A 22452-nucleotide genomic window follows, 5' to 3' on the forward strand; every position below is an offset into this window, starting at 1 on the left:
ACGAGCTACGAGCTACGAGCTACGAGCTACGAGCTACGAGCTACGAGCTACGAGCGACCAGCCTGTGCCCGAAGTCCGAAGCCCGAAGCCCGAAGCCGGGCAGGGTTTAAAGCCCGGCGCCGATTGCCGATAATGGCGCCCCAGACTCGCCCGGCGGTCGCTCCGTACCGCCCACGCCACAGGACACTTCCATGAAAGAGACCATCATTGCGCTGCTCGAGGGCGCCCTGGACAACCTTCGGCAGCAGGGCGTGCTGCCCGCCGATATCGCGCCGAGCATCAAGGTCGACCCGACCCGCGACAAGGCCCACGGCGACTACGCCACCAACCTGGCACTGATGCTGGCCAAGCCGGCCGGCAAGACGCCCCGCGAGCTGGCCGAGGCGCTAGTCGCGGCCCTGCCGGCAAGCGACGCCGTGCAGAAGGTGGAGATCGCCGGCCCCGGCTTCGTCAACTTCTTCGCCGCCACCGACGCCGCCGCCCAGGTCGTGCGCCAGGTGCTCGAGGCCGGGAATGCCTATGGCCGCAACCTCACCGGCCAGGGTCGCCGGGTGCAGGTAGAGTTCGTCTCCGCCAACCCCACCGGCCCGCTGCACGTGGGCCACGGCCGCGGGGCGGCGATCGGCGACAGCATCAGCCGACTGCTCGAGGCCACCGGCCATGAGGTGACCCGCGAGTTCTACTACAACGACGCCGGCGCCCAGATCAGCAACCTGGCGCGCTCGGTGCAGGCGCGGGTCAAGGGCATCGACCCCGGCGACGCGGACTGGCCGGAAGACGGCTACCGCGGCGGCTACATCATCGACGTGGCCAACGCCTACCTGGCCGGCGAAACCGTCCACGCCGATGACCGCCATGTCACCGCCAAGGCCGACCCCGATGACCGCGACGCCATCCGCGATTTCGCCGTGGCCTACCTGCGCCGCGAGCAGGACCTCGACCTCAAGGCCTTCGGCGTGACGTTCGACGTCTACTTCCTGGAGTCCTCGCTCTACGAGCAGGGCAAGGTCGAGGCCACCGTCGAGCGGCTGATCGAGAAGGGCCATACCTACGAGCAGGATGGCGCCCTGTGGCTGCGCACCACCGACTTCGGCGACGACAAGGACCGGGTCATGCGCAAGAGCGACGGCCACTACACCTACTTCCTGCCCGACGTCGCCTACCACCTCGACAAGTGGCAGCGCGGCTTCGCGACAGTGATCAACGAGCAGGGGGCCGACCACCACTCCACCGTGACTCGCGTGCGTGCCGGACTCCAGGCCCTCGAGGCCGGCATTCCCCAAGGGTGGCCCGACTACGTGCTGCACCAGATGGTGATGGTCACCCGCTCCGGGGTCGAGGTGAAGCTCTCCAAGCGCGCCGGCAGCTACGTCACGGTGCGCGACCTGATCGACGAGGTGGGCCGCGATGCCACCCGCTTCTTCCTGGCCGCCCGTCGGGCGGACTCCCAGCTCACCTTCGATATCGACCTGGCCCGCTCCCAGTCCAACGACAACCCGGTCTACTACGTGCAGTACGCCCACGCCCGGGTGTGCAGCATGCTGCGCAAGGCCGAGGCCGAGGAGAAGCCGTTCGACCACGCCCTGGCCGTGCAGAACCTGGCCCTGCTGGAGGCCGACCAGGAAAAGGCGCTGCTCAACCGCCTGGCCCGCTATCCCGAGGTGGTCCAGCACGCCGCCGCCGCCCACGAGCCCCAGCAGATCGCCCAGTACCTGCTCGACCTCGCCGCCGACTTCCATACCTGCTACAACGCGGTGAAGGTGATGGTCGACGATGACGCCCTGCGCAACGCCAGGCTGGCGCTGGGGCTGGCCACGCGCCAGGTCCTGCGCAACGGCCTCGACCTGATGGGTGTCGGCGCGCCCGAGGAGATGTAATCCATGGCCACCCGGAAGCAGCCAGCGAAGAAGCGCGGCGCCACCAGCACCCCGCGGCGCCGCGCCGCGCCACCCCCGCGGCGCGGCATCCCGGGTTGGCTGTGGGGCCTGGTCGGGCTGGTGGCAGGCTTCCTGCTGGCCCAGCACCAGCAGGGCATCGCCCCCTGGCAGGAGGGCAGCGATTCGCCGCTGGCCACGGTGCTGACCAAGCCCGGGGGCCCGCAGCAACCCCGGGAAGACGAGCCGGCCGCTACCCCAGAGCAGCCGCCGATGCCGACCTTCGAGTTCTACACCCTGCTGCCGGAATCCGAGGTGATCGCCCCCGGCGGCAAGGTGCCGGCCTCCACGGCCACCCCGCCGGAGCGCCCCGAGACGACCGGTGACGACCCCATTGCCCAGGTGATCGCCGCCAACCTGGAGACCGACGCCTCGACGCAGGAAGAACGCCCGTCCACCCAGGCGACGGACGCGCCACCTGCCGACGCCCGCTTCATGCTTCAGGCCGCCTCCTTCCGCGAGGCGGGCGATGCCAGCAAGCTGGCGGGGCGACTCCGCGACTTCGGCCTGCTCGCCAAGATCAGCGAGGTCAAGGCCGGCGGCGGCGACACCTGGCACCGGGTCCAGGTCGGCCCCTACAGCGACCGCCGCGAACTCAACCGGGCCCAGGACCTGATGGTGACCCAAGGCATCGAGCCTCTGCTGATCCAGCTGCAGAACTGACCCACTCCTTCAGGCGAGAGGAACGCGACCAAGGTTGAATTCCTCGCCCCCCGCCCACACCTCTTCCCCGAGTTCATCCACGGCGCCCCGGGCCTGCCCGCGGCGCCGCCAGTCATCGGGAGCCCTCCGCTCCCCCAAGGAGTCTCCTCCATGACCACGATCGTTTCCGTGCGCCGCGGTGACCAGGTGGCGCTGGCCGGTGACGGCCAGGTCTCGCTGGGCAATACCGTGATGAAGGGTAACGCCAGCAAGGTGCGCCGCCTCTATCACGGCCAGGTCCTGGCTGGCTTCGCCGGCGGCACCGCCGATGCCTTCACCCTCTTCGAGCGCTTCGAGGCACAGCTGGAGAAGTATCAGGGCAACCTGGTCAAGGCGGCCGTGGAGCTGGCCAAGGACTGGCGCACCGACCGTGCCCTGCGCCGCCTCGAGGCGCTGCTTGCCGTGGCCAACAAGGATGCTTCGCTGATCATCACCGGCAACGGCGATGTGGTGGAGCCCGAGGGCGGCATCATCGCCATCGGTTCAGGCGGCAACTTCGCTCTGGCCTCCGCCCGCGCCCTGCTCGAGAATACCGACCTCGGTGCCCGCGAGATTACCGAGAAGTCCCTGTCCATCGCCGGTGACATCTGCGTGTTCACCAACCACAACGTCACCCTGGAAGAGCTCTGACCATGACTCGGATGACACCCCGCGAGATCGTCCACGCCCTGGACCAGTACATCGTCGGCCAGCAGGATGCCAAGCGCGCCGTGGCTGTCGCCCTACGCAACCGCTGGCGTCGCATGCAGCTCGACGGCGAGCTGCGCCAGGAGGTGACGCCCAAGAACATCCTGATGATCGGCCCCACCGGCGTGGGCAAGACCGAGATCGCGCGCCGCCTGGCCAAGCTGGCCGGCGCTCCCTTCATCAAGGTCGAGGCCACCAAGTTCACCGAGGTGGGCTACGTGGGCCGCGACGTCGAGTCGATCATCCGCGACCTGACCGAGGCCGCCATCAAGCTGGTGCGCGAGCAGGCCAAGGCCGAGGTGGGCCACCGCGCGGAGGACGCCGCCGAGGAGCGCATCCTCGACGCCCTGCTGCCGCCGCCCCGCGGCCAGGAGGACGCGCCGCGCCAGGACAGCTCGACCCGCCAGATTTTTCGCAAGAAGCTGCGCGAGGGACAGCTCGACGACAAGGAGATTGACATCGAGGTCACGCCCCAGGGATCCGGCGTCGACATCATGACCCCGCCGGGCATGGAGGAGATGACCAGCCAGTTGCAGAACCTTTTCGCCGGCATGGGCAAGCAGAAGAGCGAGACCCGCCGGGTGGCAGTGAAGGATGCCTTCGGCCTGCTGCGTGACGAGGAGGCCGGCAAGCTGGTCAACGAGGACGACATCAAGAGCCGCGCCGTCGAGACGGTGGAGCAGAACGGCATCGTCTTCATCGACGAGATCGACAAGGTGTGCAAGGGCAGCGGCCAGTCCAGCGGTGGCGAGGTCTCCCGCGAGGGGGTGCAGCGCGACCTGCTGCCGCTGATCGAGGGGTCCACGGTCTCCACCAAGTACGGCATGGTGCGCACCGACCACATCCTGTTCATCGCCTCCGGTGCCTTCCACCTGTCGCGCCCGTCGGACCTGATCCCCGAGCTGCAGGGCCGCCTGCCGATCCGCGTCGAGCTCAACGCCCTGACGCCGGAGGACTTCAAGCGCATCCTCACCGAACCCTCCGCCGCCCTGACCAAGCAGTACCAGGCGCTGCTGGCCACCGAGGGACTTGAGGTCGCCTTTACGGAGGCTGGCATCGCGCGCATCGCCGAGATTGCCTGGAAGGTCAACGAGGGCACGGAAAACATCGGCGCCCGGCGCCTGCACACTGTGATGGAGCGCCTGCTTGAGGAGGCCTCCTACCTGGGCGGCGACTTCGGCAGCCCGCTGTCGATCGATGCCGCCTACGTCGATTCCCAGCTCGGCGAGCTGGCGATGGACGAGGACCTGTCGCGGTATATTCTTTGAACGAACTATAAGCTTGAAGCTGGAAGAGCGCCGCTGCGCGGCGGAAGGTTGGAAGACATAAACTCACTTAGGGTTAACTTCCAGCTTACAGCTTCAGGCTTACGACTCACCGAAGGTGCTTATGTCAGCCCCGATTCCCATCAACGTGCATTACCATAGGAAGGACCGTGAGCTAGAGCTCACCTACGAGGGCGGCGAGAGCTACCGGCTGCCAGTGGAGTACCTGCGGGTCTTCTCGCCCTCGGCCGAGGTACGCGGCCACGGTCCCGATACCGCCACCCTGCAGGTGGGCAAGAAGCATGTGGGCCTGAAGGACATCACCCAGGCCGGCCGCTATGCCCTCAAGCTGCACTTCGACGACGGCCACGACAGCGGGCTCTTCAGCTGGGATTACCTCTACGACCTGATCCGCAGGCGTGAGGCCAACTGGGCCGACTACCTGCGTCGCCTGGAAGAGGCCGGCGCCTCCCGGGAGCCCCTTGGCATTGAAATCAAACAGCTCTGAAAGCAAAACCAGCCTGCCCCTCGGCTGATCCGGCGACAGGCCTCCGAGGGGGCGCTGTAGACCCCTCCCTGGGCGCTACCGATGCCATCCATGGCATAGGCCCCCCTCTACGACCTGTCCCCGGCGCCTTCGGGAGTCAGTGCATGTGATTCCCTGCGTCAAGACAATCGCCGCCGGGGAAGGCTACAATGGCGCCCATTGCGAGGCTGTCAGGCCTCCCCCACCGCAGCGATTCGGGAGCCCCACTGCATGAGCGCCAGTGACAAGCACAGCACCCACTTCGGCTATCAGGACGTCCCGGTCGAGGAGAAGGCCGCACGCGTGGCCCATGTCTTCCACTCGGTGGCGGCCCGCTACGACCTGATGAATGACCTGATGTCGATGGGCATCCATCGCCTGTGGAAGCGCCTGACCATCGAACGCTCCGGCGTGCGCCCGGGCCACAGCGTCCTCGACATCGCCGGTGGCACCGGTGACCTGACGCAGAAGTTCGCGCGCATGGTGGGGCCCCGCGGGCGGGTGGTGCTGGCCGACATCAACGAATCGATGCTGCGGGTCGGCCGCGACAAGCTGCTCGACAGAGGCATCGGCGGTAACGTCGAATACGTGCAGGCCAATGCCGAGTGTCTGCCCTTCCCCGACAACACCTTCGACTGCATCACCATCGCCTTCGGTCTTCGCAACGTCACCCACAAGGATGCCGCCCTGCGCTCCATGACCCGGGTGCTCAAGCCGGGAGGCCGCCTGCTGGTGCTGGAGTTCTCCAAACCGGGAAACCCCCTGTTTTCCAAAGCCTACGACGAGTACTCCTTCCGCCTGCTGCCGAAAATCGGCGAGCTGGTGGCCAGCGACGCCGACAGCTACCGCTATCTGGCCGAGTCGATCCGCATGCACCCCGACCAGGAGACCCTCAAGGCGATGATGGAGGCCGCCGGGCTGGAGCGGGTCGAGTACACCAACCTGACCGGCGGCGTCGTCGCCCTGCACCGCGGCATCAAGCTGTGAGGTCATGATGTCGTTGTCTCCCACCCTGTTGCTGGCCGGCCTGGAGCGCTCCCTGAACGCCCTGCTCGCCCGCGACCCGGCAGCGCCATCCCGGCTGGCTCGGCTGGCCGGTCAGCGTATCCTGCTGCGCCTGGAACGTCCCGCCCTGGCACTGGCCATCCATTTTCACCCGGCCGGCCTCGACCTGTTGCGTCCTGACGTCACCGCCGAGGAAGGCTTCGATGCAGTGGTCGAACTGGATGCCGAGACCCTCGGCGAGTTGCTGGGCGGGGCCTCTGTCGAGCGCCTGATGTTCCAGGGCAAGCTCGCCGTGCGAGGACGCACCCACCTACTGGAAGCGAGCCGCGACCTGCTGCTCGACCTCGACCTGGACTGGGAGTCGGAGCTCGCCCGCTGGGTCGGCGACGTTCCGGCCAACAGCCTCGCCGAGGGGCTGCGCAGCCTTTCCCGCTGGGGACTGCGCACGCGCCAGGAGTTCTGCGCTGACGTGGGCGAATATGTCTTCGAGGAGGCACGGCTGCTGCCGGGGCGTCACCAGCTCGAGGCGATGCGCGACCACCTGACCGAAGTGGAAATCGCCACCGATCGCCTTGAAGCGCGCCTGGCACGGCTTCGCCGCCGCCTGACCGAGCCGGAGGCGACACCATGATCCTCAGGCCCATGCGTATCCTCTGGGTGATCACTCGCTATCGGCTCGACACCCTTCTGCCTCTCGCCAGGATGCCCTGGTGGCTGCGCAGCCTGTTCATCCTCTCGCCACTGCGCCTGGTGCCGATCGGCGAATGCCCTCGCGGCGTGCGACTGCGCCTGGCGCTGGAGTCGCTGGGGCCGATCTTCGTCAAGTTCGGCCAGATGCTCTCGACCCGCCGCGACCTCTTGCCCAAGGACATTGCCGACGAGCTGAAACGGCTCCAGGATCAAGTACCCCCCTTCCCGGCTCACCAGGCGAAGGCGCTGGTCGAGGAGGAGTTGGCGATGTCGCTGGAGGACGCCTTCGCCGACTTTGAGTCCAATTCCTTGGCGTCAGCCTCCGTCGCCCAGGTGCATGCCGCCCGGCTGCACGGGGGCGAGGCCGTGGTGGTCAAGATCATTCGCCCGGGGATCGAGCGCGTGATGCGCCAGGACATGGCGCTGCTGTACCGCTTCGCCAGTGTACTGGCACGGATTCCCGAGGCTCGTCGGCTGCGCCCGGTGGAGGTAGTCCGCGACTATGAAGCCACGCTGTTCGACGAGCTGGACCTGACCAAGGAGGCCGCCAACACCTCCCAGCTCAAGCGCAATTTCAAGGGCTCTCCGCTGCTCTATGTGCCGACCATCCACTGGGAGCTGACGCACCGACGGGTGATGGTGCAGGAGCGCATTTACGGGGCCCCGGTGGCTGACACCGCGGCGCTGCTCGCCCAGGGCACCAACCTCAAGAAGCTGGCCGAACGCGGCGTGGAGATCTTCTTCACCCAGGTGTTTCGCGACAACTTCTTCCACGCCGACATGCACCCGGGCAATATATTCGTCTCCTTCGACCATCCCCACGACCCGCAGTACATCGCCATCGACTGCGGCATCGTTGGCAGCCTGACCCGCGAGGACCAGGACTACCTGGCACGCAACCTGCTGGCCTTCTTCCACCAGGATTATTATGAAGTGGCGGCTCTGCACATCGAGTCGGGCTGGGTGGGCGAGGAAACTCGGGCCAACGAGTTCGCCGCGGCAATCCGTACCGTGTGTGAGCCGATTCTCGAGAAACCGCTCAAGGACATCTCCTTCGGCCAGGTGCTGCTGGGGCTGTTCCAGACCGCTCGACGCTTCAACATGGAGGTGCAGCCTCAGCTGGTGCTGCTGCAGAAGACGCTGCTCAACATTGAGGGGCTGGGTCGCCAGCTCTATCCCGACCTGGACCTGTGGAGTACCGCCAAGCCTTTCCTGGAGCGCTGGATGAAGGAGCGAGCTGGCGTTAGCGGCCTATGGGAGTCGCTCAAACGACAGGCCCCGGAGCTCTCTCACCAACTGCCCGAGCTACCGGTGCTCGCCCATCAGGTCCTAACTCGTGCCGAACTGGAACACCGCCAGAGGCGCCGCCAGGTCGACACCATGGGCGGCATCGTCCGGCAGCTGAGCCAGCGGGGCAGGAGCCAACGGCGGCTGCGCCTGGGCCTGCTGCTTCTGGCCGCCGCGCTCGCCTGGCAGCCGCTGAGCGAGTGGGCCGCGGGCCAGCCCTGGCCGGCCCTGGCCGCCGCCGCCCTCGGCGTGTTGCTGCTGGCCTGGCACTGATGGCTAGCCCCGCTCTTCCACCCACTGCAACGGAACCTTCACCCATGAGCGACATCCTCGACTGCCTCCACGCTGTGCTCGAAGAACGCCGCCGGGCGGAGCCACAGGATTCCTATGTGGCGGCCTTGCATCACAAGGGACTGAACAAGATACTCGAGAAGGTCGGCGAAGAAGCCACCGAGACCCTGCTGGCTGCCAAGGATGCCGAGCATGGTGACGAACAGGCACGCCAAGCGTTGATCGCCGAAACGGCCGACCTGTGGTTTCATAGCCTGGTAATGCTCTCGCACCTGGACCTCGACCACCACCTGGTCCTGGATGAGCTGGCCCGCCGCTTCGGCGTCTCCGGACACGACGAGAAGGCCGCACGGCAACAATAGAGTCAACTGGCCCTTCCGGGTCCTTCCCGGAGCCCCCAACCTGAGGAAGTAACTATGTTAGGTGGTATCAGTATCTGGCAACTGCTGATCGTTCTCGGCATCATCATCCTGATCTTCGGCACCAAGAAGCTGCGCAACGTCGGCGGTGACTTGGGCGGCGCCGTGAAGGGCTTCAAGAAAGCCATGCACGAAGAGGAAAAGGAGAAGGACGAGGAGGGCGAGAAAGCCGACGATCCCCAGGCCCGCGTCAGCCATGACGAGGAGGTCAACACCTACGATGTCAAGGCCGAGCAGAAGGCCGAGGACACGGAAGAGCGCAAGTAACCCGCCATGTTCGATATGGGCTTTCTCGAACTGATGCTCATCGGCGTGGTGGGCCTGCTGGTGCTGGGTCCCGAGCGCCTGCCCAAAGCGGCGCGCACCTTGGGATTGTGGGTCGGCAAGATCAAGCGCACCGTCTCGGGCATGCAGCGCGAGATCAGTGCCCAGCTCGAGACAGAGGAGCTACGCCAGAAGCTCAACGAGCAGCAGAAGAAGCTCGACGAGGGCGTCCAGCAGGTCAAGCGCGGCGTGGAAGGCATCGCCGAGGAGGACAGCGGCAAACGCCCGTCGGCCTCGGCAGGTGACGATGCCGGCGAGGCACTGCCGCCCGCCCCTCCCGAGAAGCGGCTCGACGATGCCCTCGCCAAGGCCCGCACGGGCACCGAGGGCGATGATCGCCAGCGCCCCGCCGATGCCTCCTCCACCGCCGACAAGGATTCTGCCCCCCGATGAGCAAGACCGGTGACACCCAGGAGCAGAACCAGGCTCCACTGATCGAGCACCTCATCGAGCTGCGCTCGCGATTGATGCGCGCAGTGATCGCGATACTGGTGATCTTCCTGGGCCTCTATGCCTTTGCCAACGACATCTATTCCTTCGTCGCCCAGCCGCTGATGGCGCTGCTGCCGGAAGGCTCGCAGATGATCGCCACCGAGGTCGCCTCCCCCTTCCTCGCGCCTTTCAAGCTGACCCTCGTGGTAGCGGTGTTCGCCGCCATTCCCTATGTGCTACACCAGGCTTGGGCCTTCGTGGCCCCGGGGCTCTACGACAACGAGAAGGCGCTGGCGATGCCGATCCTGGCCTCCAGCGTGGCACTGTTCTATGGCGGTGCCGCCTTCGCCTACTACGTCGTCTTCCCGCTGCTGTTCCAGTTCTTCACCCAGACCGGGCCGGAGGACGTCGCGGTGATGACCGACATCAACCAGTACCTGAACTTCGTCCTAAAGCTGTTCTTCGCCTTCGGGGTGGCCTTCGAGATCCCCATTGCCACCTTCCTGCTGATCCTTTCGGGCGCCACCACGGTGGAGCGCCTGTCGAAGAAACGCCCCTATGTGGTGCTCGGGTGCTTCGTCATCGGCATGCTGCTCACCCCACCGGACGTGGTCTCCCAGAGCCTGCTGGCGGTGCCGATGTACCTGCTTTACGAGGTCGGCCTGCTATTCGGTCGCCTGGTACGCCGCAAACGGGAGAAGGACGAGGCGGACGACAATTAAGCCAAGAGCGTTAAGCTGTAAGCCATAAGAACCCCCAAGGCTCAATTCAATGCCCTGGGGGTTTTACTTACAGCGTCAAGCTTATAGCTTACAACTCCCGGGTGAAGCCCGGGGCCCGGGTCAGAGATCCATCATCTCATCGACGCGGTCGACCAGCTTGAAGATGCCGGTGGCGGCCTCGCTGATGCGCGTGGCCAGCATGTAGGCCGGGGTAGTCACCACGCGGTTCTCGAAATCCACCACGATGTCCTCGACCCCGCAACTGCGATGCAGGCCCCCCATGGCACTGATCGCCCCGGCGACCCCCGGATCATGCCCCACGGTCACGGCGATGCCGGGACCGAGCAAGCGCGGCACCAGCACCGGGCTGATGCACATCAGGCCGATCGGCTTGCGCGCCTCATGGAAGCCGGACAGCGCCTCGCTGAGCACGTCGAGCACCTCCATGCCATCCCCCGCCACGGCAAAGGTCGAGAGGTTCTTGGCGACACCGAAGCCGCCGGGGAGGATGACCGCATCGAAGTCGTCGGCCTCGAGCTCGTCGAGGGGCGAGATCTCGCCGCGGGCCAGACGGGCCGACTCCGTCAGCACATTGCGATGCTCACCTTCGGCCACCTCGCCGCGACGATGATCGACGACGTGATGCTGCTCGATATCGGGGGCGAAACAGCGATAGCCCAGGCCCAGCTGGTCGAGGCGCAGCAGGGTCAGGGTGGTCTCGTAGATCTCGGCACCGTCCTGCACGCCACATCCCGAGAGGATGACCGCCACCTGTTTGCTCATGCCTTTCTCCTTGAAGGTAGGCGCCCGGCGAAGCCAGGCCCTGAAATCCGCGAGCCTTCACTTTAGAGAGTCGGTCAGGGTGCGACAAGGCGCGGCTTTCGACGCCGGGCGACACTGATATACTCGAGACATTCGACCCCTGCTGTCATCAAGCCGTCATCCTGCATCGCCACGATGACGAGACGGCGGTCCCGACCCCCTATCCGGAGAGACGCCTTGAGTTTCACGACCACACGCCAGTTCCCGACCTCACGCTTGCGCCGCATGCGTCGTGACGACTTCTCGCGCCGCCTGATGCGCGAGCACACCCTGACCACGGCCGACCTGATCTGGCCAGTGTTCGTGCTCGAGGGCGAGGGCCAACGCGAGGCGGTACCCTCCATGCCAGGCGTGGAGCGTTTGTCGCTTGACTTGCTGATCGAGGAGGCCCGCGAGGCCTTTGCACTCGGCATCCCGGCCATCGCCCTCTTCCCGGTGGTAGGCACGCAGCTCAAGAGCGAACTGGCCGAGGAGGCCTACAACGCCGCTGGCCTTGTCCAGCGCAGCGTGCGCGCCCTAAAGGAGGCGATCCCGGGGCTCGGCATCATCACCGACGTGGCGCTCGATCCCTACACCAGCCACGGTCAGGACGGCATCCTCGACGAGGCAGGCTATGTCCATAATGACCGCACCGTGGAGACCCTTCTCAAGCAGGCACTCTCCCACGCCGAGGCCGGTGCCGATGTGGTGGCGCCCTCGGACATGATGGACGGGCGTATCGGCTCGATCCGCCAGGTGCTGGAGCAGGAACAGCTGGTCAACACCCGGATCATGGCCTACAGCGCCAAGTACGCCTCTCGCTACTATGGCCCCTTCCGCGACGCCGTGGGCTCCGCCGGGAACCTGGGCAAGGCCGACAAGACCACCTACCAGATGGACCCTGGCAACGGCGACGAAGCGCTCCATGAGGTGGCCCTGGACCTGGCCGAGGGGGCCGACATGGTGATGATCAAGCCCGGGATGCCCTATCTGGACGTAGTGAGCCGGGTAAAGGACGAGCTCAGGGTGCCCACCTTCGCCTACCAGGTGAGCGGCGAGTACGCCATGCACATGGCCGCCTTCGAGAACGGCTGGCTCGAGGCGGACGCAGTCATCCTCGAGTCACTGCTCTGCTTCAAGCGCGCCGGCGCCGACGGGGTGCTGACCTACTTCGCCAAGCGCGCAGCCCGACTGCTCGCGACGACCTAAACGACGGGAGGGACAGCGCCCTTCCGCCCGACGACAGGGAAACTCCATGGAAGAGACTCGCGGTCCCGACCGGCCACCCGACACGGCCACACCTCCCCAGAATGGCGAGCGCCCCGAGCCTCCCGTCCCGCGGTTGAACCAGACCCGCACCGGGATCAAGCCCAAGGCGCTTCCCGCCCCGGAGGCAGACCTGGCCGATGCCGGGCTCTACTTCAATCGCGAACTCTCCCACTTGCAGTTCAACGTCCGGGTGCTGGAACAGGCCCTGGACGAGGCCCATCCGCTGCTCAACCGGCTGATGTTCCTGCTGATTTTCTCATCCAACATGGACGAGTTCTTCGAGATCCGCGTGGCCGGCCTCAAGAGCCAGGTCCTGCTCGGCGATGACTCCACCGGCGCCGACGGTCGCTCCCCCCGCTCGGTCCTGGCCGAGATCGCCCAGATCGCCCATGCCCAGGTGGCGCGTCAGTACCAGATCCTCAACGAAATCCTGATCCCTGCCCTGGAGGCCCAGCGGCTGCGTTTCCGCCGCCGCGGGGACTGGTCCGAGACCCAGCGGGCTTGGGTGCGCAACTACTTCGAGACCGAGATCATGCCGGTAGTCAGCCCCATCGGGCTGGACCCTTCACACCCCTTTCCGAGGCTGGTCAACAAAAGCCTCAACTTCATCGTCCAGCTGGAGGGCAAGGATGCCTTCGGCCGCGAGGGTGGCCTGGCCATCCTGCCGGCACCTCGCTCGCTGCCCCGGGTGATCGCCCTGCCCGAGGCACTCTGCGAGACAGGCTTCAACGAGTATGTCTTCCTCTCCTCGATGATCCATGCTCATGCTGAGGAAGTCTTTCCCGGCATGGCGGTACTCGGCTGTTACCAGTTCCGTCTGACCCGCAACGCCGACCTCTCCGTGGACCCCGAGGAGGTCTCCGATCTTGCCTCGGCACTGCGCGGCGAGCTCCTGTCGCGGCGCTACGGCAGTGGTGTCCGGCTGGAGGTGGCCGACAACTGCCCCGACGAGCTGACCGAGTTCCTGCTCCGGCAGTTCCAGCTCGAGGAGGCGGACCTTTTCCGGGTCAACGGCCCGGTGAACCTGACCCGCATGATGTCGGTGCTGGGCGACGTGGAGCGCCCCGAGTTGCTCTACCGCCCCTTCACGCCGGGCCTGCCCAAGGCACTGCGCAAGACGGACAGTGTGCTGGCCGCGATCGCCGATGACGACATCCTGCTCCACCACCCCTTCCAGTCCTTCTCCCCGGTGGAGGAGATGCTCGGAGAGGCCGCCCGGGACCCGGACGTGCTGGCCATCAAGCAGACCCTCTACCGCACCGGTGCCGACTCGCCCATCGTCAACGCCCTGGTCGAGGCCGCCGGCAATGGCAAGGAGGTCACGGTAGTGATCGAGCTGCGGGCACGCTTCGACGAAGCCGACAACCTGGCCCTTGCCTCGCGCCTTCAGGAAGCCGGTGCCATCGTCATTTACGGGGTGATGGCCTACAAGACCCACGCCAAGATGATGCACATCGTGCGCCGAGAACGGGGCAAGCTCCGCCACTATGCCCACCTGGGCACCGGCAACTACCACTCGCGGACCGCCAAGCTTTACACCGACTATAGCCTGCTCACCGCCGACCCCGTACTGTGCGCCGACGTGCACAAGGTCTTCCAGCAGCTCTCGGGGATGGGCCGGGCCCGGCAGATTGAGCAGCTGCTGCATGCCCCCTTTACCCTGCACGAACAAATAGTGGCCAAGATCGACCGGGAAGCCGAGCATGCCCAGAAGGGCAAGCGCGCCCACCTGATCATAAAATGCAACTCGCTCACCGAAACGAAGCTGATCCAGGCTCTCTACCGGGCCTCCCGGGCCGGGGTGGAGTGCGACCTGATCATCCGTGGGATGTGTTGCCTGCGCCCGGGCATTCCCGGCATCTCGGAGAACATCCGGGTGCGCTCGATCATCGGCCGCTTTCTGGAGCACACCCGGGTTTTCCATTTCCACAACGACGGCAAACCGGAGACCTGGGGCTCCAGCGCCGACTTCATGGCGCGCAACATGTTCCATCGGGTGGAGACCTGCTTCCCGCTGCTGGACAAGAAGCTGGCCGCCCGGGTCCGCAAGGACCTCGAGACCTACCTGGTGGACAATTGCCAGAGCTGGCTACTGCGCAGCGACGGCCTCTATGTCAAGCAGCAACCCGGTAGCGCCGCCCCCATCAGCGCCCAGGAGACCCTGCTCTTCGCCTACGCCGCCAGGGCCTGAGCGCCGGGCTTCGCTCGAAGCTCGAAGCTCGAAGCTCGAAGCTCGAAGCTCGAAGCTCGAAGCTCGAAGGGCAGCATAAACCGAACCGCCCCCGCAGCCAGGCTGCGGGGGCGGTCTTTCTTCCGGCTTCAAGCTCAAGCCCGCGAAGCGGGCGTTCTTCCAGCTCCCGGCGAAGCCCGGTCAGACGGCGATCTGGCCGCCATCCTCCTTCTAGATCATCACAGTGCCGGCACGCGGGCACACTCGGCCATCGGCGGGGCTCCAGGCCGCCTTGGACACATACTTGTAGAGGTACTCATTGCGGGCATCGTGTCCGGAGTAGAAGACCACTGGTTTGCCCGCCTCCAAGCGGCCCATGGCGGTCCGTTTGACGGCACGACGCTCGGTATAGGGATCGACCTCGACCTGGTAACCGTAGGTGCGAGCCTCGTTGCGGTGATCGCCGGTGGCAACGGCCACACGAGGGGCAGGGGTCGTCATGAAAGTGTCGCAACACTTTGGCAGAGTCAGTGAACGTCGTAACACGACGGCAGAGTCAATAGACGTTAACACCAACTTTTGAAGGAACCGGATCACATGACAAAACTCCCTTTCCTGTGCGGCACGGCTGCGCTGGCGCTGACGGCCAGCGCGGCCATGGCGGCCGACATCGTCGCCGTCGAGTTCACTGACACACCCGCCCCCACCGACGCCGCCGAAATGGTAACGACGCATTCAAAATCCTCGGCAATCGTGCGCTATAGCGACGGCACCACCAAGGAATTCCCACTCTCCTACATGTCGATGTTCAAGAACACCGACAAGATCGGCGACCATGCCGCTGGCCAGCTTTTCAACGCCAAGGGCGAGCCGCTGATGGACATGAACGGCGATCCGATCATCGCCGAAACGCCGGACGCCAACAGCCTGCTGGACATCGACGGCAACCTGTTCATGGTCACGCATTATGAATACGACTGGATCCTGGCCAACGGCGCCGAGGCCCGCCGTACCGAGGGCTGGTATTCGCGCATGCCCATGTCGATGAGCCTCACCGAGGTAGAGCAGGGCCCCGACGGCAAGCTGACAGCAAAATCGGTCAAGCCGATCGACTTTTCCTCCGTTGATGGCCTCTGGATCCCCTGTGCCGGCGGCCCGACCCCGTGGAACACCCACCTGGGGTCCGAAGAGGATTACGACCTCTACTTCCAGGCTGTATCCGGCGAGAAGAACCGCAATAAGGCGACGGAAGGCATTCGCGCGCTGAACGAGATGTATCTCGGTGATGCCGAAGCCAACCCTTACAACTACGGCTACATCCCGGAAGTGACGGTCAAGGCCGATGGCTCCACCGAGGTGGTCAAGCACTACTCCATGGGGCGCGCCACCTGGGAGCTGGCCCGCGTGATGCCTGATAGCCGCACCGTTTATTTCGGCGATGACGGCAACCATGTCGCGCTGTTCATGTATGTCGCGGACGAAGCGGAAGACCTGTCCGCCGGCACGCTTTACGCCACGCGCTGGAACCAGGTTTCCGGTCAGGGTGGCGGCGCCGCGACGCTCGACTGGGTCAAGCTGGGTCATGGCACCGACGCCGAGATCAAGGCGATCATCGACAGCGGCGTGACCTTCGACAACATCTTCGAGTCGACCACCGCCGAGGCGACCCCAGACTGGGCCGATCAGGGCTATCGCATGATCCGCGCCGGTCATTCGGGCGACGAGATTCTGCGCCTGAAAGACGGCATGGAACAGGCCGCGGCCTTCCTGGAATCACGCCGCATGGCTGCCTATCTTGGCGCCACGACCGATTTCAACAAGATGGAAGGCATCGACGCCGATCCGAAGAAAAAGAACCTCTATGTCGCCATGTCCTATAACGAAAAGGGTATGCAGACCGAAGAGGGCGCCGCGCAGGATCATATCCAAGTCGAGAAGATCAAGGCCGGCGCCACCTACGAGGTCGCCATGGATGGCGGTCGCGTCGCTACCAACGGCGAGCCGATCAACTCGGACTGGGTCGGCACCGCGATGCGCGTGCCCGCCGCGCTGCTGGGCGAGGATATACCGGTCGACGCACTGGGCAACATCGCCCATCCCGATAAGATCGCCAACCCCGACAACCTGTTCTTCTCGCCCGAGATGCGCACGCTCTTTGTCGGTGAAGACTCCGGCACCCACGTCAACAACTTCGTCTGGGCCTATAACGTCGATACCGGCAAGCTGAGCCGCATCCTGTCCCAGGCGTCGGGCGCGGAGGCCACCGGTCTTCAGGTCGTCGACAACATCGGCGGCCATGCCTACGTGATGGCCAACAACCAGCACCAGGGCGAGTGGATTTCCTCGATGCCCGACGAGATGGTGGCCAGGCTGGAAGCCGCCGCGATCGAGATGTACGGCACCAACGATTACGGCACGCCGAACTACAAGCTCGACGCGCATATCGGCTATCTGGGCGGTCTGCCGGGTTTCTGATCTGCTGATTCCGGGGGCCGGGCCTGTGACAGGGCCCGGCTTTTTTACGTTCGCACCCGAGGACAAGTGACACGCCATGAACCATATGCCGCTTCGCCCCGCTCTTTTGACCGGCGCCAGCCTTGCCGCACTGAGTATTGCCGCCTTGGCACAGAACGGCACCGCGCCGCTGATCGGCGACTACATCTCGCGCGCGGGCTTTACGAACCCCTATGCACATATTCCCGCCCAGTGCTATATCGAAACCGCGGGCGGCACTCAGAACCCCTGCCAGGTCTGCCATACCGACGGGCTGGCTAACCGCCGTTTCGGCAATAACGCGCCACAGGGTGGGGCCTCGCCGTTCATCGGCGATCTGACCGCAGAATATGCCTTTGCCGCGCTCAATTACCCGTTCCGGCCCAACGGGTCGATCAACCCGTGGGAAAACACGCTATTCCCCGACAAATTGCGCGCCGCCGCGGTCGAAGCCGGCCATGAGCCGTCCGCTTGGGACATGGAAGCCTGGGTTCGGCAGGACAACTGGACAGCGGCCGCCGCGCGCCGCCCCGGCGATGCCCGCGTCTGGGACAGCGGCGCCAAGGATGATCCGTTCCGCCTGTTCCCGGCGCTGTCGCCCGTCGACCTGCCGGCGGACGCGGATGGTTTCGTACGCAGCACACGCCAAGAAGGCGCCTTATTCAACGATGGCCACGGATGGGTCACCGGCTGGCGGGCGGTTAATTTCGTCCCTCACGGGATCTTCACCCCGCTGACAGGGTCGGTCTCGGGCATCTATGTCCGCCTACCGGTGAGGTTCATGCGCGATACTGCGGGCCGGTTCAATCTGGCGACCTATGCCGCGAACCTCGACCTGCTGGCCGCGGCAGTGTCGGATCACCTGCCCAGGGACGCGCCCACCACGTATCAAGGCGCCGCTGCGGCAGAGCCGGTCAAACCGGGCCTATACCCCGTCGGCACCGAGTTCGCGCACCCGCTGCATTACGTGGACACTGAGGCCGACGGAACCGATGGCGCCCCCGGCCGTTTCCCCGGCGCCCGCGCCGACCGAGTGAAGGAAATCCGCTACATGTACAAGATCCGGCGGTTCGACCCCGAATATGCCGGCCCCGAGATCAAGGAGGAAAGTGCGCCGGCCTATGCCAGCCGTACCGAGGGCTGGATCGACAACGGCGCTGGCTGGATCCTTGCCGGCTGGATCGAGGATGCGGGCGGCGCGCTGCGCGCCCAGACGCCGTCGGAGCTGACCCAATGTGTCGGCTGCCATTCCGGCCACACACCCCAGCGTGAAACCGGGGGCCATGCCACCTTTCAGTCCGGCGTGGGTGTGACCATCGACAGCACCTGGGCACTGCCGCGCCGCCTGCCCGGCGATACGGGATGGGGCGAAAATACCGCAATGGGCTATCGCGCACCCGGGGCTACAGGCGACATTGGCCTTTCCTCGCATTTTGACCCAATCAATCGCGCCATGGAAAATGGCGAATTCGCGCATTTCCTCGAACATGTCGTGGGCGTCAGCCTCTATGGCGACATGCCTGCCAGCGTCGAGGCGTTCCTGTCGCAGACCATCCGTACCGAGCGGGGCTATGCGGCCGACTGGCCGGCGCTAAAGACCGATTCGGCGCAGGAATATAGGGGCGCGCAACGGCTTCGCGCTCGGCTTTTGAAGGAACTGACCGAGCGGGGCGATCATCTGGATGCTGACGGAAACGTGGCCGGCGCGCTGCTTTACCCGCCGCAGATCGCCGCGCTTGAGGCTGCGCGCGGCTATCGCATGGTCGTGGCCACCCAGCGTTACGATTTCGGCAAGGACGTGTTTCCCGACACACCCGTGACCTTCCGCTATTTCCGCAACGATGAGACCGCCTTTGCCCATCAGGACGGCCGCTCCTACAAGGTCGGCGAAATCGTGACTGACCGCCCCATCGATACGGATCGCACAAGCCTGACCTGGGGCGTCGGGATCACGCCGACCGAGATCACGCATTCACCCGACTACCAGCCAATCCTCGACTATTGAGACGGCCATGGCGCGGGTGATGACACATCGACCGCATCTCGAGACGAGAGGTGACAAGAACAGGATGCTCATCGTCAGCCCCTGCGAAACGCATCAAGGTCATGGGGGTCAAGCCCCGTCACGCGCTCGGGCAGACCGCGCTCGCGACGGGCGGATTGCACCACCTCACGCTCGGCGAGCAGTTCGGCATCGTCGTCCAGGGTGCGGCCGTTGAGCTCGGCGAGTTGGGCCATGCCCTGGTGGTAGAAGGCGAGCACCGCCAGCGCCGTGTCGTTGCCCTCCGCCATGCCGCGACGCAGCGCCGGCAGATAGCCACTGACCCGGGAGAGCTGGTGCTTGAGCTGCCAGACATAGCGCATCTCGGTCATCCAGGGGCGCTCGCGCAACACGGCGAAGACCAGGCTGGTCGCGGCCAGCCCCAACAGCACGCCCAGCACGTTGAGCCAGAAGCCGCCGTCGAAGGCAACCTGCAGCAGTTGGACGAACACCAGGCCGAAGACGATCAGCTGGCCGGCCATGGCCAGGCTGATCAGCTTGGCCTTGCGGCGATAGGTCTCGGGGTCGTGGTCCTCGAACTGGAACGGCATGGGGAGCTCCGGGTAGCGAATCGGCAATCGACGGCATTATCCCGACATCGCCCCCCGCGGTACAGGGCTAACGCAGACGCTCGGCGGCCGTGAGCAGCAGATGCTCGGTGGTCTCCCAGCCGATGCAGGCGTCGGTGACCGAGACCCCATGGCGCAGCCGGCCCGGTTCCAGCGGCTGCTTACCCTCGTGGAGATGGCTCTCGAGCATCAGCCCCGCCAGCGCCGTCTCGCCTGCCAGGCGCTGGGCCAGCACATCGAGCAGCACCTCGCTCTGGCGACGGTGGTCCTTGCAAGCATTGGCGTGGCTGCAGTCGACCATCAACCGCGGCGACAGCCCGGCCTCTTCCAGGGCCCGGCGCGCCGCCTGGACATGACGAGCCTGGTAGTTGGGCTCGCCGTGGCCGCCGCGCAGCACCAGCTGGGTATGAGGGTTGCCTGCCGTATTGCGCACTGTCGGGCGCCCCGCTTCATCCAGCCCGAAATGGCTGTGGGGGTGCGCCGCGGCGCGCATGGCATCCAACGCCACGCCGATGTCGCCGCCGGTGGCATTCTTGAAGCCCACCGCCGCTTCCAGGCCGCTGGCCAGCTCGCGGTGCAGCTGCGACTCGGTGGTGCGGGCTCCGATGGCCACCCAGGAGAGCAGGTCCTCCAGGTAGGGGGAGAGCATCGGCTGCAGCAGCTCGGTGGCCACCGGCAGTCCCAGCTCGGCCACATCGCGCATCAGCCGACGCGACACCTCCAGACCGCGGGGCATGTCACCGCTGCCATCGAGGTCCGGGTCATAGGCCAGTCCCTTCCAGCCCACGGTGGTGCGCGGCTTCTCCACATAGACGCGCATCACCGGCAGCAGGCGATCCTCCACTTGGGGGGCCAGCGCAGCGAGGCGACGAGCGTACTCCAGGGCCGACTCGGGATCGTGGATGGAGCAGGGACCGACCACCACCAGCAGGCGGTCATCACGACCGGAAAGGATATCGTGCACGGCCTGGCGCTGAACTTCGATCCGCGCCGCCAGCTCTGGAGAAAGCGGCAGCTCACGGCGCAGCTCGCCGGGAGTGGGCAGCGGGTGGGCCGGGTTGGCGGCGGAGCGCAGGGTCTCGGTCAGAGGGGCGGTGGCAAGGGAGGCGTTCATGGCGTCATCAACTCCGGGTAGCGGTCATACATCGTGTGTGTCGGGTGCCACCGATCTCGCTACGGCCGGATGTGGCGGAGTGAGCCGACCGCAGCTCGCTAAATCGCCAATAGCTATCATAGCCCGCGAATCCCCGGGTCAGGCGGATGGCGATGGATGCGATCATGGTCTCTCTCCTGGATGTCAGTTGTGTGGTCGGGGGCCGTGAAACGCAGAACCCCCGGGCGGGGCGGCCGTCCGGGGGTTCTGGCGGAGGCGGCCCTGATGGGGGTGCCTCCCGGCGATGTCGCATCTTGCACTCAGGACATGGCCGCGGGCACCCCGGGGATAAACCAGTAACCAAACCAGTAGCCGCCCAGGCCGACACGCTCGACGCCGATGCAGGCATCGCGGAGAGTGGGCTTGGCACGGCGGGTCATGGTCATGGGTCGCTCCTGAGGTATTACTTCATCCTGCCGCATTGCGGCATGACTGGCAAGGGCCGTCCTCAGCCGGCGAACAGCTGATACCAGCCAATGGTAGCCGGCAGGCAGCTCATGGCCACCAGCACCACCAGGCCAAGCACCACGGACAGCAGGCCGCTGTCATCCTTGAAATTCATGTCATGTCCCGCCATGTATCACTCCTCCGTATCGCGTCAGGGTAGAGCCGCATTCTAGCGAAGATGGCAGCGTCCGGCACGGCACCGATGGTCGCAGGCTCAGCGCAGGTGGCGCCCGCCGTCCACCGGCAGGGTGACGCCGGTGACGTAGCGATTGTCGAGCAGGTAGCGCAGGCTCTGATAGATCACCCCGGGGCCGGGGATCATCTGCATGGCCGATTTGGCGCGGGCCTTCTCGGCGTAGGCCTCGTCATCGCCCTCGTTGAGCATGATCAACGCCGGCGCGATGGCATTGACCTGGATCGTGGGGGCGTACATGGCGGCGAACGACAGCGTCAGGTTGTCCAGCCCCGCCTTGCTGGCGGCGTAGGCGGCGTGCTTCTTCGAGCCCTTCTGCACCACGTAGTCGGTCATGTGCACAATGTCGCGCTGGGGCTCGCTGCATGCCTCGAGCAACTCCCGGGCATGCAGGTTGATCAGGTAGGGCGCCAGCATGTGGATGCGAAACAGCCGCTCGAAATTCGCGCCTGCCTCGGGGCCGCTGGAGTCCGGCGCCCAGGTGCTGGCGTTGTGGACGATGGCCCGCAGCGAGGTCGTCTCGGCCCGGAGCCGGTCGAGGAACGCCAGGATACCCGCCTCCGTCGAGAAATCGGCCGGCAACGTAACGATACCCCGCTCACGCAGCATCTCCAGTTCGGGGCGTTCGCGGCGATAGCTGATGATCACCGGGTGGCCGTCGTCACGCAATCGCTCGGCGCAGTGGCGTCCCAGGCGCTGGCCCCCGCCGGTAATCAGGATCGGCGAGGCGCTCATGACCGCCCCTCCCTCACCAGGCTGCCTGCGGTGGGCACGATGGGGTCCCGCGGCGCATAGGCGAAGACATCCGAGAAGACCCGCGAGGGCTCGAGCCCCAGCGAGGCCAGCACGTCGATGCAGGCGTAGACCATGCCCGGCGAGCCGGAGACGTAGACGTCATGTCCCGAGACGTCATCGAGGGTCGTTGCCAGGGCCTGATCGATGCGGCCGCGGTGGCCGATGACCCGCTCCCCGGTCACGGTTCTCTCGGGAGCCACCTCGGTCACGGCATGGAAGCGGATATTGGCATACCCC

The 22452-nt window shown here is 65.8% G+C and carries 23 protein-coding genes and 1 pseudogene; 16 read left to right on the forward strand and 8 right to left on the reverse strand.

Translation table 11 applies throughout. The features are described 5' to 3' along the window. The first annotated feature begins 191 nt into the window (after window positions 1-191). From argS to tatC, 12 genes are all read left to right on the forward strand, one after another. Window positions 192-1877 (forward strand): arginine--tRNA ligase, encoded by a 1686-nt coding sequence (gene argS, locus RI841_RS03630; RefSeq protein ID WP_310704218.1) that lies wholly within the window; start codon window positions 192-194, stop codon window positions 1875-1877. A 3-nt stretch (window positions 1878-1880) separates the two neighbouring features. Beyond that, window positions 1881-2597 (forward strand): SPOR domain-containing protein, encoded by a 717-nt coding sequence (locus tag RI841_RS03635; RefSeq protein ID WP_310704219.1) that lies wholly within the window; start codon window positions 1881-1883, stop codon window positions 2595-2597. Between the two features lie 150 nt (window positions 2598-2747). Then, window positions 2748-3266, forward strand: coding sequence for an ATP-dependent protease subunit HslV (gene hslV / locus RI841_RS03640; protein ID WP_310704220.1), 519 nt, complete (start codon window positions 2748-2750; stop codon window positions 3264-3266). A 2-nt stretch (window positions 3267-3268) separates the two neighbouring features. After that, window positions 3269-4591: an ATP-dependent protease ATPase subunit HslU gene (gene hslU, locus RI841_RS03645; protein ID WP_310704221.1), complete on the forward strand. Its 1323-nt coding sequence runs from the start codon at window positions 3269-3271 to the stop codon at window positions 4589-4591. A 121-nt stretch (window positions 4592-4712) separates the two neighbouring features. Next, window positions 4713-5096, forward strand: coding sequence for a DUF971 domain-containing protein (locus RI841_RS03650; RefSeq protein ID WP_310704222.1), 384 nt, complete (start codon window positions 4713-4715; stop codon window positions 5094-5096). 249 nt (window positions 5097-5345) lie between these two features. After that, window positions 5346-6101 carry a bifunctional demethylmenaquinone methyltransferase/2-methoxy-6-polyprenyl-1,4-benzoquinol methylase UbiE gene (ubiE, locus tag RI841_RS03655; protein WP_310704223.1) on the forward strand — a complete coding sequence of 252 codons (756 nt, stop codon included), beginning with the start codon at window positions 5346-5348 and terminating at the stop codon, window positions 6099-6101. A gap of 7 nt (window positions 6102-6108) precedes the next feature. Then, window positions 6109-6750: an SCP2 sterol-binding domain-containing protein gene (locus tag RI841_RS03660; protein ID WP_310704224.1), complete on the forward strand. Its 642-nt coding sequence runs from the start codon at window positions 6109-6111 to the stop codon at window positions 6748-6750. Continuing rightward, window positions 6747-8369 carry a ubiquinone biosynthesis regulatory protein kinase UbiB gene (gene ubiB, locus RI841_RS03665; protein ID WP_310704225.1) on the forward strand — a complete coding sequence of 541 codons (1623 nt, stop codon included), beginning with the start codon at window positions 6747-6749 and terminating at the stop codon, window positions 8367-8369. The genes RI841_RS03660 and ubiB overlap by 4 nt, the downstream gene beginning before the upstream one ends. Window positions 8370-8413: 44 nt before the next feature. Then, window positions 8414-8749: a phosphoribosyl-ATP diphosphatase gene (locus RI841_RS03670; protein ID WP_310704226.1), complete on the forward strand. Its 336-nt coding sequence runs from the start codon at window positions 8414-8416 to the stop codon at window positions 8747-8749. Window positions 8750-8803: 54 nt separating this feature from the next. Continuing rightward, window positions 8804-9073 (forward strand): Sec-independent protein translocase subunit TatA, encoded by a 270-nt coding sequence (gene tatA / locus RI841_RS03675; RefSeq protein WP_310704227.1) that lies wholly within the window; start codon window positions 8804-8806, stop codon window positions 9071-9073. A gap of 6 nt (window positions 9074-9079) precedes the next feature. Continuing rightward, a complete protein-coding gene (gene tatB, locus RI841_RS03680; RefSeq protein ID WP_310704228.1) occupies window positions 9080-9523 on the forward strand; it encodes a Sec-independent protein translocase protein TatB in 444 nt (147 codons plus the stop codon). Next, window positions 9520-10284 (forward strand): twin-arginine translocase subunit TatC, encoded by a 765-nt coding sequence (gene tatC, locus RI841_RS03685; RefSeq protein WP_310704229.1) that lies wholly within the window; start codon window positions 9520-9522, stop codon window positions 10282-10284. The genes tatB and tatC overlap by 4 nt, the downstream gene beginning before the upstream one ends. 120 nt (window positions 10285-10404) lie before the next feature. Here the strand turns inward: tatC and elbB are convergent, their stop codons facing one another. Continuing rightward, on the reverse strand, window positions 10405-11067 hold the full coding sequence (elbB, locus tag RI841_RS03690) for an isoprenoid biosynthesis glyoxalase ElbB (RefSeq protein WP_310704230.1): 663 nt from the start codon (window positions 11065-11067) through the stop codon (window positions 10405-10407). A gap of 174 nt (window positions 11068-11241) precedes the next feature. Here elbB and hemB point away from each other — a divergent pair, with 174 nt between their 5' ends. Then, window positions 11242-12294, forward strand: coding sequence for a porphobilinogen synthase (gene hemB / locus RI841_RS03695; RefSeq protein ID WP_405000908.1), 1053 nt, complete (start codon window positions 11242-11244; stop codon window positions 12292-12294). 46 nt (window positions 12295-12340) lie between these two features. Further along, entirely contained in the window at window positions 12341-14545 is a 2205-nt protein-coding gene (ppk1, locus tag RI841_RS03700) for a polyphosphate kinase 1 (RefSeq protein ID WP_310704232.1), read from the forward strand. Window positions 14546-14755: 210 nt separating this feature from the next. Here ppk1 and RI841_RS03705 read toward each other — a convergent pair whose 3' ends face one another. Further along, complete coding sequence (locus tag RI841_RS03705) at window positions 14756-15025, reverse strand: alkaline phosphatase PhoX (protein WP_405000909.1); 270 nt, start codon at window positions 15023-15025, stop codon at window positions 14756-14758. Window positions 15026-15121: 96 nt separating this feature from the next. On the opposite strand from RI841_RS03705, the gene RI841_RS03710 reads away from it, so the two are divergent. Both RI841_RS03710 and RI841_RS03715 read left to right on the forward strand, forming a co-directional pair. Further along, entirely contained in the window at window positions 15122-16999 is a 1878-nt protein-coding gene (locus tag RI841_RS03710; protein ID WP_310704233.1) for an alkaline phosphatase PhoX, read from the forward strand. Window positions 17000-17075: 76 nt separating this feature from the next. Then, window positions 17076-19022, forward strand: a complete 1947-nt coding sequence (locus RI841_RS03715; protein ID WP_310704234.1) for a hypothetical protein — start codon at window positions 17076-17078, stop codon at window positions 19020-19022. A gap of 74 nt (window positions 19023-19096) precedes the next feature. On the opposite strand, the gene RI841_RS03720 is transcribed toward RI841_RS03715, so the two are convergent. The 6 genes and pseudogenes from RI841_RS03720 to RI841_RS03745 form a co-directional block, all read right to left on the reverse strand. Further along, a complete protein-coding gene (locus RI841_RS03720; RefSeq protein ID WP_310704235.1) occupies window positions 19097-19609 on the reverse strand; it encodes a DUF3087 family protein in 513 nt (170 codons plus the stop codon). Window positions 19610-19676: 67 nt separating this feature from the next. Further along, window positions 19677-20741, reverse strand: a complete 1065-nt coding sequence (locus RI841_RS03725) for a 3-deoxy-7-phosphoheptulonate synthase (protein WP_310704236.1) — start codon at window positions 20739-20741, stop codon at window positions 19677-19679. Between the two features lie 299 nt (window positions 20742-21040). Beyond that, on the reverse strand, window positions 21041-21166 hold the full coding sequence (locus RI841_RS03730; protein ID WP_310704237.1) for a hypothetical protein: 126 nt from the start codon (window positions 21164-21166) through the stop codon (window positions 21041-21043). Between the two features lie 62 nt (window positions 21167-21228). Beyond that, window positions 21229-21357: a hypothetical protein gene (locus RI841_RS03735; RefSeq protein WP_310704238.1), complete on the reverse strand. Its 129-nt coding sequence runs from the start codon at window positions 21355-21357 to the stop codon at window positions 21229-21231. Window positions 21358-21441: 84 nt separating this feature from the next. Further along, complete coding sequence (gene folM, locus RI841_RS03740) at window positions 21442-22155, reverse strand: dihydromonapterin reductase (RefSeq protein ID WP_310704239.1); 714 nt, start codon at window positions 22153-22155, stop codon at window positions 21442-21444. Beyond that, a pseudogene (locus RI841_RS03745) lies at window positions 22152-22452 on the reverse strand (NAD(P)H-flavin reductase); the annotation flags it as partial. The pseudogene RI841_RS03745 and the gene folM, both read right to left, overlap by 4 nt.

This window comes from Halomonas sp., assembly GCF_031581305.1.
GTDB lineage: Bacteria > Pseudomonadota > Gammaproteobacteria > Pseudomonadales > Halomonadaceae > Halomonas.